15 protein-coding genes are annotated in these 14,034 nt (G+C 64.8%); 7 read left to right on the forward strand and 8 right to left on the reverse strand.

The window, feature by feature from the left end; translation table 11 throughout:
- Window positions 1-61: 61 nt before the first annotated feature.
- The 5 genes from P8014_RS10375 to P8014_RS10395 all read right to left on the reverse strand — a co-directional run bounded on the left by P8014_RS10375 (window position 62) and on the right by P8014_RS10395 (window position 3,911).
- On the reverse strand, window positions 62-595 hold the full coding sequence (locus P8014_RS10375; RefSeq protein WP_337817248.1) for a phosphatase PAP2 family protein: 534 nt from the start codon (window positions 593-595) through the stop codon (window positions 62-64).
- Window positions 582-1,823 carry a glycosyltransferase family 1 protein gene (locus tag P8014_RS10380; RefSeq protein WP_337817249.1) on the reverse strand — a complete coding sequence of 414 codons (1,242 nt, stop codon included), beginning with the start codon at window positions 1,821-1,823 and terminating at the stop codon, window positions 582-584. Before P8014_RS10380 ends, P8014_RS10375 begins: the two co-directional genes overlap by 14 nt.
- Window positions 1,820-2,605: a lysophospholipid acyltransferase family protein gene (locus P8014_RS10385; RefSeq protein ID WP_337817250.1), complete on the reverse strand. Its 786-nt coding sequence runs from the start codon at window positions 2,603-2,605 to the stop codon at window positions 1,820-1,822. The genes P8014_RS10380 and P8014_RS10385 overlap by 4 nt, the downstream gene beginning before the upstream one ends.
- The gene (locus tag P8014_RS10390; protein ID WP_337817251.1) at window positions 2,580-3,407 is read right to left on the reverse strand and encodes a GNAT family N-acyltransferase; all 828 of its coding nucleotides are present in this window, start codon (window positions 3,405-3,407) and stop codon (window positions 2,580-2,582) included. The genes P8014_RS10385 and P8014_RS10390 overlap by 26 nt, the downstream gene beginning before the upstream one ends.
- Window positions 3,408-3,500: 93 nt before the next feature.
- Window positions 3,501-3,911 (reverse strand): rhodanese-like domain-containing protein, encoded by a 411-nt coding sequence (locus P8014_RS10395; protein ID WP_337817252.1) that lies wholly within the window; start codon window positions 3,909-3,911, stop codon window positions 3,501-3,503.
- A 104-nt stretch (window positions 3,912-4,015) separates the two neighbouring features.
- Between P8014_RS10395 and P8014_RS10400 the strand changes: the two genes are divergently transcribed.
- Window positions 4,016-4,783 carry an MBL fold metallo-hydrolase gene (locus P8014_RS10400; protein WP_337817253.1) on the forward strand — a complete coding sequence of 256 codons (768 nt, stop codon included), beginning with the start codon at window positions 4,016-4,018 and terminating at the stop codon, window positions 4,781-4,783.
- Window positions 4,784-4,801: 18 nt separating this feature from the next.
- On the opposite strand, the gene P8014_RS10405 is transcribed toward P8014_RS10400, so the two are convergent.
- Complete coding sequence (locus tag P8014_RS10405; protein WP_337817254.1) at window positions 4,802-6,856, reverse strand: thioredoxin domain-containing protein; 2,055 nt, start codon at window positions 6,854-6,856, stop codon at window positions 4,802-4,804.
- A 185-nt stretch (window positions 6,857-7,041) separates the two neighbouring features.
- On the opposite strand from P8014_RS10405, the gene P8014_RS10410 reads away from it, so the two are divergent.
- On the forward strand, window positions 7,042-7,791 hold the full coding sequence (locus P8014_RS10410; protein ID WP_337817255.1) for a phage protein NinX family protein: 750 nt from the start codon (window positions 7,042-7,044) through the stop codon (window positions 7,789-7,791).
- An 87-nt stretch (window positions 7,792-7,878) separates the two neighbouring features.
- Here the strand turns inward: P8014_RS10410 and P8014_RS10415 are convergent, their stop codons facing one another.
- A complete protein-coding gene (locus P8014_RS10415; RefSeq protein ID WP_337817256.1) occupies window positions 7,879-8,082 on the reverse strand; it encodes a hypothetical protein in 204 nt (67 codons plus the stop codon).
- A gap of 99 nt (window positions 8,083-8,181) precedes the next feature.
- On the opposite strand from P8014_RS10415, the gene P8014_RS10420 reads away from it, so the two are divergent.
- The 5 genes from P8014_RS10420 (at window position 8,182) to P8014_RS10440 (ending at window position 12,572) form a co-directional block, all read left to right on the forward strand.
- Window positions 8,182-9,381: a class I SAM-dependent rRNA methyltransferase gene (locus tag P8014_RS10420; protein WP_337817257.1), complete on the forward strand. Its 1,200-nt coding sequence runs from the start codon at window positions 8,182-8,184 to the stop codon at window positions 9,379-9,381.
- Between the two features lie 106 nt (window positions 9,382-9,487).
- On the forward strand, window positions 9,488-10,282 hold the full coding sequence (lgt, locus tag P8014_RS10425; RefSeq protein ID WP_337817258.1) for a prolipoprotein diacylglyceryl transferase: 795 nt from the start codon (window positions 9,488-9,490) through the stop codon (window positions 10,280-10,282).
- Window positions 10,279-11,073 carry a thymidylate synthase gene (locus tag P8014_RS10430; RefSeq protein WP_337817259.1) on the forward strand — a complete coding sequence of 265 codons (795 nt, stop codon included), beginning with the start codon at window positions 10,279-10,281 and terminating at the stop codon, window positions 11,071-11,073. The genes lgt and P8014_RS10430 overlap by 4 nt, the downstream gene beginning before the upstream one ends.
- Window positions 11,070-11,564, forward strand: a complete 495-nt coding sequence (folA, locus tag P8014_RS10435) for a type 3 dihydrofolate reductase (RefSeq protein WP_337817260.1) — start codon at window positions 11,070-11,072, stop codon at window positions 11,562-11,564. Before P8014_RS10430 ends, folA begins: the two co-directional genes overlap by 4 nt.
- A gap of 93 nt (window positions 11,565-11,657) precedes the next feature.
- Entirely contained in the window at window positions 11,658-12,572 is a 915-nt protein-coding gene (locus tag P8014_RS10440; protein WP_337817261.1) for a pyridoxal-phosphate dependent enzyme, read from the forward strand.
- A gap of 155 nt (window positions 12,573-12,727) precedes the next feature.
- On the opposite strand, the gene P8014_RS10445 is transcribed toward P8014_RS10440, so the two are convergent.
- Window positions 12,728-13,645 carry an NAD(P)-binding domain-containing protein gene (locus tag P8014_RS10445; RefSeq protein WP_337817262.1) on the reverse strand — a complete coding sequence of 306 codons (918 nt, stop codon included), beginning with the start codon at window positions 13,643-13,645 and terminating at the stop codon, window positions 12,728-12,730.
- Window positions 13,646-14,034 lie beyond the last annotated feature (389 nt).

The following is a 14,034-nucleotide window of genomic DNA, read 5'->3' on the forward strand; positions in this document are numbered from 1 at the left end:
GTGCAGCGTATCTCTAAAGTTCTCCCGGAGCGGACTGGAAAACCCCTTCGGCGCCGTCTGCTCAGTGTGGCGTTGTCAGCAGCAGGCTCAGTATGGCGGTCGTACTGCCGATCAACGCGCCGGCAATCACGTCGCTGGGGTAGTGCAGGCCCAACACCATTCTCGACAAGGCCACCAGCACGGTGAATGGGATCACGAACACCGCCCACACCGGATAGTAGGCCACCAGGATGATGGTGAAGGCGACCGCATGCATAGTGTGCCCGGACGGGAAGCTGAATTCGTCCAGCGGCGCCACGCTGTGCAGGATGTCGCCCTCGAGCCGCTGACATGGGCGGACTCGGCCGGTGGCGCGTTTCAGCCACCTGTAGAGCAGATACGAACTCAGGCCGACGGCGATCATCTGCAGGCTGACCAGGGCGGCGCCCGCGCCGTGTACGAATGGCAGCGCCAGAATGATGCTGTACCAGAGCACGCCGTCACCGAGCCGGCTGACGATGGCGAACAGTCGAGCCGGCAGGCGCAGGTGATTGATGCGGTTGAACAGCAGCGTGGTGTGCTGGTCGGCAGCCGTCAGGCGTTCAAACAAGCGCATGGCGCTTCTCCTGTGCGGGCGGGTCGGCCGGCCGCGCGTATTCGTACATAAGGCTCTCCAGCAGGTCGGTGACGTGCGGCCAGTCGAGGGCGGCTGCGGTCGCACGTGCCGGGCGACGCAGGCGGGCGAGCAACGCAGGGTGTTCGGCCAGGTTGATGGCCTGCTGGATGAACGCGGACGCGTTGTCCCTCGGTGCGAGCAGCCCGTTATCGCCGTGGCGCAGGTGTTCGCGGCCGGCGGCGTAGTCGAAGGCAACGATGCCGAGCCCGCTGGCCATGGCTTCGATCACCACGTTGCCGAAGGTTTCGCTGAGGCTTGGGAACAGGAAGATGTCGCCGCTGGCGTAGTGGCGCGCCAGGCCTTCGCCGACCTGCGGGCCGGCGAAGATCAGATCCGGGTTGTCGCGCTTGAGACGCTGCTCGTCCGGGCCGTTGCCGACCAGTACGAAGCGCAACTCGGGGTTGCGTACCTGCATGGCGCGGTAGGCGCTGATCGCCAGGTCGATGTTCTTCTCCGGCGCCAGCCGCCCGACGTAGAGCGCCACCGGCGTGGTTTCGGTCACGCCCCAGGCTGCGCGCAGCCCGGCGTCGCGCCGTTCCGGCGTGAACAGACGTGCGTTGACGCCGCGCGAGACGATGCGGGGGTTGAGAAAACCGTGGCGCGACAAGAGATCCGCCAGTTCGCGGGTTGGCACCAGGGTAGCGGCGGAGCGATTGTGGAAACGGCGCAGGACGGTACGTATGGCCGGCTCCAGCCAGCCCAGGCGATAGTGCCGGCTGTAGAAGTCGAAGCGGGTGTGGAAGCCGCTGATGGCGGGGATCTCCATGCGCCTGGCGATGCGCAGTGCGCTGCCGCCCAACGGCCCTTCGGTGGCGATATAGACCAGGTCGGGTGTGAAGTGCGCCCATTCGTGATGCAGCACGCGCGGCGCGGGCAGCCCGAAGCGCAGGCCGTGGTAGCCGGGCAGCGGCAGACTGTGCACCAGGCGTTCCTCGATGCCGCTGCCCGCGATTGGCTTTTCCCCCGTGTGCTGTCGCGGGCGCGTGAGGTGGATACGGTGGCCGCGCTCGACAAGGCCGCCGACCCAGTGATGAAGGGTGTTCGCCACGCCGTTGATCTCGGGCGGCCAGGTTTCGCTGACCAGTGCGATGTGCAGGCGTCGGTCGTCGCGTCGGCGCTGGGGATCGCGTTCCTCATCCATCGGCACGGCTTCGGTTGCGGCGCTCACGATACGTTCCCCTCGCGGTTCTCGCCGGGGACTCCGCCGACCACCTGAGCGATCTGCTGCTGAGCGGCCTGTGCGAGCGCTTTGCGCTCACGGCCCTGCGTGTTGATCGGAGCCAGGAACTCGAGTTCCACAACAATGCGGCGCTCGCCCAAGACCCGCCACAAATGGGACGGGAAGGTGTCGTCGCCGATGAATGGTGCGCTGGGGTGGGGCGTGCCATGGGGCTGGCCTTGGGGCCGGGTATAGCGCAGGGCGATCGGTTGAACTGCTACGTTGGCCAGCAGCGCGGCGGCGAACAGACGGGGGTGGAAGGCACGTACGAGGCCACCGTCGGTCGTGGTGCCTTCGGGGAACAGCAGGACCTTCCGCCCCCGTATCAGATGCCAGGTGATCTGTTCGGCGGCGGTGTCGGCCCCTCCGCGTTCGCCGCGGCGAATGAACAGCGTACCTCCGCGGGCGGCGAGCCAGCCAATGACCGGCCAGCGGCGGACTTCGGCCTTGGACAGGAAGCTGATGGTCGGGATCCAGCCCAGCACCGGGATGTCCATCCAGGATACGTGATTGGCGACGAGCAGCGCCGGGCCGTCGACGGGGCGCCCGCGCACCCGCAAGTCCAGACGCAGAATGCGTGCGATGCGCGCGCGCCACCAGCAGGCGATGGCGTCGAATACGGGACCGGGAGCTGCCTGGCGCGGTCGGGTCAGCAACAGCGTCAGGGCGATGCCCAGGGCCGCATGCAGCAGCAGGAGCGTGACTCTATAAATGCGTCTCGCCGTAGGCATGGCTCGGAGCCCCGGAAGCGGCATTCATGAACGTAGGGGGCGGCACCGCGGCTGCCCTGTTGCGCACGAAATGCCTCATGTAGCGTGGATTGAGGCGGTCGACATCGAGCAGGATCGGCAGATCCGCCACGTTGAACTCCCGGTCTAGACAGGGTTCCCCGCACACCCATGCTCCGAGCCGCAGGTAGGCCTTGAGGAGCGGAGGCATGATGATGGCGGCCGGGCTGGCGGCGCCTGTGCTGAGCGGGTGATGGGGGTAGGTGCGCAGAGATTCAGGCGCGAAATGGCGCTTGCGTACGTGTTCTGCGATGGCCTGGGCGCCGTCGCAGCCGTCGCGCAGACTGATGCTGGCGCAACCGATCATGTAGTCGACCCGGTGGATGATCATAAAACGTGCTAGCGCGGACCAGAGTACCCCGATTGCGGCGCCATTGCGACAGTGTGGTGCGACGCAGGTACGGCCGATTTCGATGAAGCGGCCGGGCCGGGCGAGTACGGACGAAAAATCGAATTCGGATTCCGAGTAGAAACCGCCGCAAAGCCGTGACTGCGTGTCCGTGAGAATCCGGGTGCTGGCTACGACCTGACCGTCGTGGCTGTTGCGCACCAGCAGGTGGTGGCAGTAACGGTCGTAGGCGTCGGCCTCGTGTCCGGGCGATGCAGTGTGTACATGCGCCCCCATTTCCTCGGCGAAGACGCGATAGCGCAGGCGTTGCGATTCGTGTACCTGTTGCTGGCTGGCGGCCAGTTCCGCCACTAGCGCAGGGCGGTCGGTCTGATGTGCGACCTGAGGGCTCGGCATGGTCGATTCCCATTCTGTATGTTGTAGACCATGCTAGAAATTTCGTCTTTCACCCGCGTTACGCAGGGATGATGTTTGGGTGACCGGCCGGTCTCAGGGTAGCGCCCCGGCGTATTCGCCCGCTTCGACGTCGTAGTCTTCCGCTTCCCACAGTTTCAGCCCGCCGGCAAGGTTGCGTACGTCTGAAAATCCCATCTCCTGCAGTACGGCAGTGCCCATGGCGCTGCGTGCGCCGGTGTCGCAGTACAGCACGACGGTTCTTTCACGCGCGCCGTACAGCGCCTCCACGCGCCGCGCGTTGTTGGGATCTGCGGCGCTCTCCAGCACGCCGCGCGGAATCAGCAGGGCTCCGGGGATATGACGTACGGCGTATTCGTAGGGTTCGCGCGTGTCGACGAGCAGTGGCTCGGTGCCATCGTCCAGCAATTCGGCCAGGTCGTCGGCGCTGATTTCCTCGATATGGGCGCGGGCTTCCTGGATGAAATCGCTTAGTGTTTTCGGCATTTCGGTTCTCGGCGTACGGTATATCCGCAGTGTGGATTAGGTTTCCATGAAAGCGTATTCTAAGCTTTTTGCAACATTCGAACACCAATAAGGATCATTCGGAGATGGGTGTAGAGCTCTACAAGGATGCGCACCATAGTTGCCTGGCGTTCGGCAACCTGGTGACGGGCTCGGCGGTGCAGGCCAACCAGTTCGTCATCATCGATCACGACGAAGTTGCGTTGCTCGACCCGGGCGGGGAACTCACATTTACGGCGTTGTCGAACGAAGTGGCCCGGCATACGCGCATGGAGAACGTGAGGTACCTGATGGCATCGCATCAGGATCCGGACATCATTACTTCAATGCAGAGTTGGGTGACGCGGAGCAACGCGTCCATCGTCTGTTCCCAGTTGTGGGCGCGATTCATTCCGCATCTGCTGCCGATGTACATGGGCGACAAGGTGGCCCAGCGCTGCATGGCGGTGCCGGACAAGGGGATGGACGTACCGCTGGGGACGTCGCTGGTCAAGGTGGTGCCTGCGCACTTCCTGCATTCGGTCGGCAACTTTCAGTTCTACGATCCGGTCAGCCGTATCCTGTTCTCCGGCGATATGGGAGCTTCGGTCGGAGGAGGCGACGTCAGCGAGCCTGTGACCGACTTCGAGGCGCATATTCCGCGCATGCTCGGTTTCCACCGCCGCTACATGTGTTCGAGCCGGGCCTGCCGCTTGTGGGCCAATATGGTGCGAGACATGAACGTATCCATGATCGTGCCGCAGCATGGCCAGCCGTTCAAAGGTCCGGAAATGGTCGGTCAGTTCCTGGACTGGATCAGTGAACTGAAGTGCGGTGTGGACTTGCTCACCCAGGCGGACTACGTCGTCCCCTGACGTTGCGCCGGCGGGGGCTCAGTCGAGCGCCCCGCGCAGTCCGGCGAGTTCGTGGATGGGCGCCTCGCAATGCGTGCCCCGGCATAGATAGGCGAGAACGCCTTCCGACGGCACCGTCTTGTCCGCCAGCGCAGCCGGCAGTCCTTCGGCCATCGCCGGAATCGCCAGCGTGAGCCGCTGCGGCGCGTAGCCCTGTTGTGCGGCGTTCTGCCACGGTCCCAGTTCGGCCGCGGCCCCGCGCAGGATCAGTAGGATCGGCGGTGACAGCTGTTCCTCCAGGGCATCGAGCAGCGTGCAATGTGCCGAGGGTGCCTGTTCGATGACGCCCGCCGAAGCCTGCAGCGTGCGCTCGGCGGCGCCGAGGTAGCGCGACTCGCCCAGCAGATGGCCCAGGCGCGTGAGCGCATAGGCCGCTACGCCGTTGCCCGAAGGCAGCGACTCGTCGGCGGTCGGTTTGGGGCGTTGCAGCAATTGCTCGTGATCGTCCGCCGTAAAATAGAAGCCGCCACGGTCGCGGTCCTCGAAGTGTTCCAGCATGACATCGGCCAGCTGAATGGCGAACTCGATGTCCTCAGCGCGCCAGCGCAGCGCGAGCAGTTCCAGCGTGGCGTCGAGCAGGAAGGCGTAGTCGTCGAGGTAGGCGGCAAGGTGGGCGCGACCATCCTTGTAGGTGGCCAGCAGGCGTCCGTCGCGCCACAACTGCGTGCGCAGGAAATCCAGCGCGCGTTCCGCACTGGCGGTCCACTCGGGGTGATCGAGGTGGCGCGCGGCGATGGCCATCCCGCGAATCATGAGTGCGTTCCAGGCGGTCAGTATCTTGTCGTCCAAGCCCGGCCTTACGCGTTGTTCGCGGCGTTCGAACAGTCTTGCGCGAGCCCGGTCGAGACGCGCATGCAGCGTCTCGGCATCCAGCCCGCCGTCGGCGGCCAGGGTCTCGAGGGGGGTGGCGCCGTGCAGGTGCCAGCGGCCTTCGAAGTTGGCCGGGCGATCGAGGCCGTAGCGCGCGGCGAACAGCGCATAGTCATCGTCGCCGACGACTTCGCGGACCTCCTCCTGCGTCCATACGTAGTAGACGCCCTCGTGGCCTTCCGAGTCGGCATCCAGCGCGCTGTAGTAGCCGCCCTCGGGCGATTGCATCTCGCGCATGACCCAGGCGGCGGTCTCCTCGGCGATACGGGCGGGAGCCGGGTTGCCGGTGGCGGCGTGCGCCTCGGCGTAGAGTGCCAGCAAGGGGCCGTTATCGTAGAGCATTTTTTCGAAGTGCGGGATCATCCACTGCTCGTCCACCGAGTAGCGGGCGAAGCCGCCGCCGAGGTGGTCGTACAAGCCGCCCTCGGCCATACGTTCGAGGCTGAAGCGGGCCATGTGCAGGGCGTGCTCGTCGGCACGGCCGTCACGGGCCGTGGCCGCCCAATGGCGCAGCAGACGGTTGAGCGTGGGCGGGTGGGGGAACTTGGGGGCACTGCCGAAGCCGCCATGCAACTGGTCGAAGGACTTGGCCAGTTCGCCGCGGGCGCGGTCCAGTGCTGTGGCATCCAGCCTGCTGCCGCCCATGGCCGCGCGGTGCTCGATGCGCTGCATCGCATCCCGCAGGGAAACCTTCTGCTGGTCGATGTCGGCGCGGCGGGTGCGGTAGAGTTCCTCGATGCGCTGCAGCAGTTCGGGGAAGCCGGGCAGGCCGTAGCGCGGTTCGCGGGGGAAGTAGGTGCCGGCGAAGAAGGGAGTCTGGTCGGGAGTCAGGAACACGGTCAGCGGCCAGCCGCCGGTGCGTTCCGAGAGCAGGGCGTGGGCGGTCTGGTAGATGCGGTCCAGGTCGGGGCGCTCTTCGCGGTCGACCTTGATGTTGACGAACAGCTCGTTCATCACTCGCGCGACCTCCGGTTCTTCGAAGGATTCGTGGGCCATGACGTGGCACCAGTGGCAGGCCGAGTAGCCGATCGAGAGCAGAATGGGTTTGTCTTCCTCACGCGCTTTCGACAACGCCTCTTCGCTCCAGGGGTACCAGTCGACGGGATTGTCGGCGTGCTGTTGCAGGTAGGGGCTGGTTTCCTTGGCCAGGCGGTTGTGTGGCATGAAGTCCTCTGCAGTGGTCGGTTGGCGCTTTCCGCACCCACTGTAGCCGAGGCGGGGCGGCTTGTCGCCCAAGTCGGTTGTCCGCGCCGCTCGAAAGTCGTATCTGGGCAGGTATCCGGGACCGTTGGATTGTCTGGAGGCACGTGGTACTTGTGATTGGTGTCGCCCGCTGATAGAAAGCTGTGATGAACGAAAAACCACATTGCCAGGGAGTAAATGAGAATGCCGCGCTGGTGGGCGCGTCGCTGGACTTGGCCGTCGCCCAGGCCGTGCGCCTGTCGCCGCAGTTGCGCGACGGTACGGTCTACGTCAATGGGGTGCGCTTTTCTCCGTCGCGCGACTGGGCGGACGGAGGACCGCTGATCGAGTGCTATCGCATCCGTGTCCAGGTGCTGGAGGCCCCGTGGACGGGGCGTGAAGTGCTATGGAGTGCGGAATTTCCCGCGTTCGGTTTCGAGAAACAGGGGTTTGCGCACGGCTGGAGCAGCGGTCCGACGCCGTTGGTGGCCGCGATGCGGTCGCTGGTGGAGGCGCGTGGCGTTTACCGGGAGGCCGAACACGAGGGTGGGGGCTGGAGCGATGCGGACATGCGCGAGGATCTTGCCCTGGTGGTCGAACTGGTGCGCGTCGCGGGCATCTATCATCCTCTCGAATTGCACGAAGTGCAGGCACTGGTGCAAGCGGCGGAGATCGCCGGTATTCCGCTGGCGTATCGCTTCAAGGAGAAGCTGGATGCCGCGCGCTCCAGCGCCTTGAGCGATGATCTCGCGCACCTGAGCGCGCTGGGCGTGATTCGCATGCGCCGCGACCCCGGGGACTCGGGGATGCGCTATCAGGCCGGTGGCGAGGCCGAGAGCTATCTGCGGCGCTACAAGGACCTGCTGCACCGCCATACCTCGACACTGCATGCGGTGGTGCAGGCGATCATGGGCTGAGTCCGGCTGCGCTCACAGGGCGCGCCAGATGGCCGCCAGCATGCCTTCGCCGATCAGCAGTCCTCCCGTGGTTCTGTTGACGCCGCGCTATATACGCGGCGTGCGGATGAGGCGTCCCGGTCGGGCTGTGAACAGCGAATAACCGTCGTCGACGAGGATGCCGCACGGCAACACGCTCGCCAGCATTATTGCCATCTGTGGTCCCAGCGGTGCATGGGCGTCCATGAACTGTTGCACGAATGCCATTAGTACGTATGCAGCGGTGAAGGCGATCCGGATATGTATGTTCATCGTGCGGCCTGCGCTGCGATGGAACCGGGAGTAAAAGTCTTTGCGAAGCTCGGCCCCTGCTTCCCTTACAATACGGTTTTTGCGCCAAGGATTCGATTCGTGACCGATACCGTTCTGCCGGTTCTTCGCCTCAAACGCGGGGAGGATCGCCGTTTGCGCGCGGGACACCTGTGGGTGTTCAGCAACGAGGTCGACGTCAAGCATGCGCCGCTCGATGCCTTTGAGCCCGGCGATGCGGTCGCCATCGAGGACGCGCAGGGCCGCGCACTCGGAACGGGTTACGTCAATCCCCGCTCGCTGATCTGTGCCAGATTGCTGTCGCGAGAGGCGCGTCATCCATGGGGTGCATCGCTGCTGGTGCATCGCCTGAAGGTGGCCCTGAGTCTGCGCGAGCGCCTGTTCGCCTCCCCCTATTATCGTCTGGTGCACGGCGAGGGCGATGCCCTGCCGGGGCTGGTGATCGATCGTTACGCCGGCGTTCTGGTGGTGCAGGTGACCACCGCCGGCATGGAGCGCCAGCTCGATGCCCTGCTCGCCGCTCTGGATAAGGTGGTGAAACCCGAGGCGGTGCTGCTGCGCAACGACACCGCGATCCGCGAGTTGGAGGGGCTGGGGCGCTACGTGCGTGCGGCGCAGGGCGAGCCGCCGGCGGAAGTCGAGGTGGAAGAGGGCGGCCGGCGCTTCCTCGCGCCGCTGGACGCGGGGCAGAAGACCGGCTGGTTCTACGACCAGCGCGACAATCGCGACCGGCTGGCGGGCTACGTCGCCGGTGCCCGGGTGCTGGACGTGTTCAGCTACGTCGGCGCCTGGGGCGTGCGTGCCGCGCTCGGCGGCGCACGCGAGGTGATGTGCGTGGATGAGTCGCAGAGGGCGCTGGACTATGCGGTGCGCAACGCCGAGCGCAACGATGTGGGCGGGCGCGTGGGCACGCGCCGAGGCGATGCCTTCGAGGTGTTGCGTGCGCTGCGCGAGGCCGGTGAGCGCTTCGACGTGGTGATTCTCGACCCGCCGGCCTTCATCAAGCGGCGCAAGGATCAGCGCGCGGGCGAGCAGGCCTATCGGCGGTTGAACCAAATGGGCATGCAACTGATCGAGCGGGATGGTTTCCTGGTGTCCTGTTCGTGCTCCTATCACCTGCAGCGCAACACGCTGGTGGCGCAGATGCAGCAGGCCGCGCGTCATCTGGACCGGGAACTGCAGGTGCTCGCGCAGGGGTATCAGTCGGTCGATCATCCGATGCACCCGGCGATCCCGGAAACGGCCTATCTGAAGTCGGTTTTCACCCGCGTGCATCGCTAGCAGACTGTTGCCGTCCACTCATGCGGCATGATAGCGACATCGACAGCCTGCCATGAATCTGTTGCGGTCCCGTCAACCCACCACCCCTCTGGTAGCATAGCGCCCCATGATTCCCTATCCCCACATCGATCCGATCGCGTTTTCCGTCGGTCCCTTCAAGGTCCATTGGTACGGAATCATGTATCTGATCGGCTTCGCCGCCTATCTGGGGCTGGGTACATACCGTGCGCGCAAGCCGCAGTATCCACTGAATCCGGAGCAGGTCAGCGACGCGCTGTTCTACGGTGCGTTGGGGGTCGTACTGGGTGGGCGCACGGGCTATGTGCTGTTCTACAACCTGCCGTTCTATGCTGCGCATCCGCTGCAGGTGTTCGCCGTCTGGGACGGCGGCATGAGTTTTCACGGCGGGCTGATCGGCGTGATCCTGGCGATGGCCTGGTTCGCGCGGCGCATCGGCTTGCGGCTGTTCCAGGTCACCGACTTCGTTGCGCCGATGGTGCCCATCGGCCTGGCCTGCGGACGCATCGGCAACTTCATCAACGGCGAGCTGTGGGGCAAGGTGACCACGCTGCCCTGGGGCATGGTGTTCCCCAAGGGCGGTCCGCTGCCGCGCCAGCCGACGCAGCTCTACGAGTTTTTCTTCGAGGGTGTGGTGCTGTTCAGCGTGCTGTGGCTGTTCTCCAGAAAGCCGCGGCCGATGGGCGCTGTCTCTGGATTGTTCCTGCTGCTTTACGGTACCTTCCGTTTTCTGGTCGAGTTCGTGCGCGAGCCCGATCCGCAGCTTGGCTACGTGGCTTTCGGTTGGGTCACCATGGGGCAGGTGCTGAGCCTGCCGATGATTCTGCTCGGCGCCGGCCTGTTGATCTGGGCCTATCGCGCGGGCGTGGGAGAAAAGGCATGAAGCAGTATCTCGATCTCATGCGCCATGTGCTGGAGAACGGCGCAAGCAAGGAGGACCGTACCGGCACCGGCACGCTGTCGGTTTTCGGCCACCAGATGCGTTTCGATCTGGCGCAGGGCTTCCCGCTGGTGACCACCAAGAAGCTGCACCTGCGCTCGATCATCCACGAGCTGCTGTGGTTCCTGCGCGGCGATACCAACATCGCTTATCTGCGCGACAACAAGGTCACCATCTGGGACGAGTGGGCCGACGAGCACGGCGATCTCGGCCCGGTGTACGGCAAGCAGTGGCGCTCCTGGGCCACTGCCGACGGCGGCGCGGTGGATCAGATCAGCCAGGTTGTCGAGGCTATCCGGCGCACGCCCGACTCGCGCCGGCTCATCGTCAGTGCCTGGAACGTCGGCGAACTCGAGCAGATGGCGCTGCCGCCCTGCCATCTGCTGTTCCAGTTCTACGTCGCCGACGGCCGTCTGTCCTGTCAGCTCTACCAGCGCAGTGCCGATATCTTCCTCGGAGTGCCGTTCAACATCGCTTCCTATGCGTTGCTCACGCACATGATCGCGCAGGTGACCGGACTGCAGCCGGGCGATTTCGTGCACACCCTGGGTGACGCGCATCTCTACCTCAACCACCTCGATCAGACGCGGACCCAACTCGAGCGCGAGCCGCTGCCGCTGCCCAGTCTCAAGCTCAACCCGGACGTGAAGTCGATCTTCGATTTCCGTTTCGAGGACATCGCCATCGAAGGCTACGAGAGCCACGCCGCGATCCGCGCGCCGGTGGCGGTGTGAGCCACCCGTACGTCTCTTTGGTCGTGGCGGTGGCGCGCAACGGCGTAATCGGCCGCGACAACGACCTGCCCTGGCGCCTGCCCGACGACCTCAAGCATTTCAAGGCGATCACGCTGGGCAAACCGGTGGTCATGGGCCGCAAGACCTTTGAGTCTATCGGCCGTCCGCTGCTCGGACGCGAGAACCGCGTGGTGTCGCGCCAGGCCGGTTTCGAAGTGCCCGGCTGCCGCGTATTTTCCAGCCTGGAGGAGGCGCTTGCCGGGCCGGAAGCGGAAGTGATGGTGATCGGCGGCGGCCAGATCTACGCCTCGGCACTGCCGCTGGCGCGGCGCTTGTACCTGACCGAGGTCGACGCCGAGGTGGAGGGTGACGCGAAGTTTCCCGAAATCGATCCGGGTGCCTGGCGGGAGGCGAGCTGCGAGGAGCATGCGGCCGACGAACGGCATGCGCACGCGTTCAGGTTCCGCTTGCTGGAGCGCCTGGCCGCGTAGGCGAGAGGGGCGCCGTGCCGCAGTCCCTACCTCTTTGACCGGAAAACCGCGGGTGCAACAGCGCACCGCGCAATAGTGTGAACAGGCCCTAGCATGACCGATGCCCTGCATATCGAGACGCCGCTGTTCGAGTCTCCCGTCCTGTCCGAGCTTGCCGGACGCAGCGTATGGCTGAAGCTTGAGGCTCTGCAGCCGCCTGGCTCGTTCAAGATCCGCGGCGTCGGCCACGCCTGCCGGGAATACGCGCGCCGCGGCGCCACGCGTTTCATCTCCTCGTCCGGCGGCAATGCCGGGCTGGCGGTGGCGTATGCGGGGCAATGCCTGTCCGTTCCGGTGGTGGTGGTCGTGCCGGAGACGACCACCGAACGCGCCAAGGCCCTGATCTGTCGGGAAGGGGCGGAGGTGATCGTGCACGGCGCCTCCTGGCAGGAGGCGAATGCGCTGGCGCAGTCCATGCTCACCGACAGCGATGCGTTCCTGCATCCGTTCGACGACCCGCTGCTTTGGCAGGGTCACGCGAGCATGATCGACGAGGTCAAGCGGGCCGGCGTCGTGCCCGATGCGGTCGTGTTGTCCGTGGGCGGCGGGGGACTGCTGAGCGGCGTTGCCGAGGGATTGGGCAGGAACGGCTGGGACGACGTGCCGATCGTCGCGGCCGAAACGGCCGGCGCTGATTCCTTCGCGCAATCGATCGATGCCGGCGAGCGCATCGAGCTGCCGGGGATCACCAGCATCGCCACGTCCTTGGGGGCGAGGAAGGTGTGCGAGCAGGCTTTCCGCTGGTCGCAGGAGCGTCCGGTGCGCTGCGTCGTGGTGCCGGACCGGGCCGCGGTGTCAGCCTGTCGCAGGTTCGTCGACGATCACCGCATCGTGACCGAACCGGCCTGCGGCGCTTCTCTGGCGGTGCTGTACGACGACCTGCCGGCACTGGAGAACAGCGAATCGGTGTTGGTCATCGTGTGCGGCGGGACGACCTCGACCGTGGCGGATCTGCAGGCCTGGCTGTAAGAATCAGCCTTTTGGGGAAGGCCAGCGGTCGGTAGGCCCGCCTTCCGGATCAGTTTCCAGCGTCAACCAGTGCTCGAAGACGCGCGTTCGGCGCTGCTACGCCGGTCGTCAGCGCCGGCTCGTCGCCGTACATCGGGGCGAACAGGTATTCGCTCTCATGTTCGGCCGGCAGTTTTCAAATGGGCGATGGCAGCTTGAAGTGCGACCACTTCGGTTCCGGCGAGTCCCGTTGAGAGGTATAGCGAGGGTGGGAGATTCGCCGCACGCGGGGCGGAAAGCGATTCCCCCAGGTGCCGGACTTCATCCCTGCGCGGGTGGGCGAACAGCATGTGCCGTTCGTAGTGCCCGCGTATCTGCTGCGGACTGTCGGAAACCAGAATCCGTTCGGCCAGCGCGGCGATTGGCAGCTCGTGGGCGTTTTTGAACTTGGGACCAACTGTGGTGACGTGTTTCGCATCGCGCAGCCAGTCCGCTTCGACGACCGGACTTTCCGCGGTCGTTGCCAGCACTGCGATTTCCGCTCCGGCGAGCGCTTCCGCAGCATCGGCGAAGGTGTCGACACGGGCCGATGTGATTTCCCGTAAGCGTTTCGCTAACCTCTCGCGGTTTTCCATCCGCCTGCTGTGAACACGGATTTCGTTCAGTTCACGGCAGGCGAGTATGCCCAGCAACTGTGTTTCCGCTTGCGTTCCGCTTCCGATGACGGCACATGAGGCGGTGGATGGGGATGTTAGTGCGTCGACCGCGAGTCCGCCCAGCGCGCCGGTACGCAATGCGCCGAGCCGCGCGCCGAAGTAGGCGCCTTCGAGCAGACAGGTGTCGGTATTCCATGCCAGAACGGCTTGATCTTCCCCGGCGCGGCGTGCGGAACGAAAAGTCTCGTAGATGCGAACACCCGCTATATTGCGGTATCCACCCGTGGTGAACACCAGTTTTCCTTCTGGAAAATCCACGGCGTGCCGTGGGGGAGCTGTGGTGGTGCCTTGAAAGTCAGCGACGACGAATGCTGCGATGGCATGCATCAGCTGTCGCATGGGTACGTGCGCCAACTCGGCGTCGGTCAGTGTTTTCATAGTCCGCTTTTCCAAATGGAGGCGATTTGCCATGGTTGGTATTGAGGGAATACGAGTACTGCCGTAACAGGGGGAGGCCGTTGATAGGTTACGAGATTATGTTTGTCGCGAATACGTGCTCCTAAGTTCCTGGCTCTTTAGGGATACGCTTATTGAGTGATCGAGCGGGATGAGCTGCGAGGCGCCCGCAGCGCAGCGAATAGACATATCAAGCGGATAAGCGCAGGAACGAGTAGCGTGCAACCTAGCAGATCGCCCGCGTAGCCATTTAATCAGATGACATGGGTTCTCCCTCACCCTGCCGGCCAATGTGCCACCTTTACGGAAGCGGCGCGGCGAGCGCCAGACCGAGAGGAGTCGTCATCATGAACATTACGCATCTGGGAATC

The sequence above is a fragment of the Acidihalobacter sp. genome (assembly GCF_037381185.1).
Lineage (GTDB): Bacteria > Pseudomonadota > Gammaproteobacteria > DSM-5130 > Acidihalobacteraceae > Acidihalobacter_A.

Coding starts and splice junctions, on each gene's coding strand:
- P8014_RS10375 (WP_337817248.1), bottom strand. CDS start 595: ATGCGCTTGTTTGAACGCCTGACGGCTGCCGACCAGCACACCACGCTG.
- P8014_RS10385 (WP_337817250.1), bottom strand. CDS start 2,605: ATGCCTACGGCGAGACGCATTTATAGAGTCACGCTCCTGCTGCTGCAT.
- P8014_RS10390 (WP_337817251.1), bottom strand. CDS start 3,407: ATGCCGAGCCCTCAGGTCGCACATCAGACCGACCGCCCTGCGCTAGTG.
- P8014_RS10395 (WP_337817252.1), bottom strand. CDS start 3,911: ATGCCGAAAACACTAAGCGATTTCATCCAGGAAGCCCGCGCCCATATC.
- P8014_RS10400 (WP_337817253.1), top strand. CDS start 4,016: ATGGGTGTAGAGCTCTACAAGGATGCGCACCATAGTTGCCTGGCGTTC.
- P8014_RS10405 (WP_337817254.1), bottom strand. CDS start 6,856: ATGCCACACAACCGCCTGGCCAAGGAAACCAGCCCCTACCTGCAACAG.
- P8014_RS10410 (WP_337817255.1), top strand. CDS start 7,042: ATGAACGAAAAACCACATTGCCAGGGAGTAAATGAGAATGCCGCGCTG.
- P8014_RS10415 (WP_337817256.1), bottom strand. CDS start 8,082: ATGAACATACATATCCGGATCGCCTTCACCGCTGCATACGTACTAATG.
- lgt (WP_337817258.1), top strand. CDS start 9,488: ATGATTCCCTATCCCCACATCGATCCGATCGCGTTTTCCGTCGGTCCC.
- P8014_RS10430 (WP_337817259.1), top strand. CDS start 10,279: ATGAAGCAGTATCTCGATCTCATGCGCCATGTGCTGGAGAACGGCGCA.
- P8014_RS10440 (WP_337817261.1), top strand. CDS start 11,658: ATGACCGATGCCCTGCATATCGAGACGCCGCTGTTCGAGTCTCCCGTC.
- P8014_RS10445 (WP_337817262.1), bottom strand. CDS start 13,645: ATGAAAACACTGACCGACGCCGAGTTGGCGCACGTACCCATGCGACAG.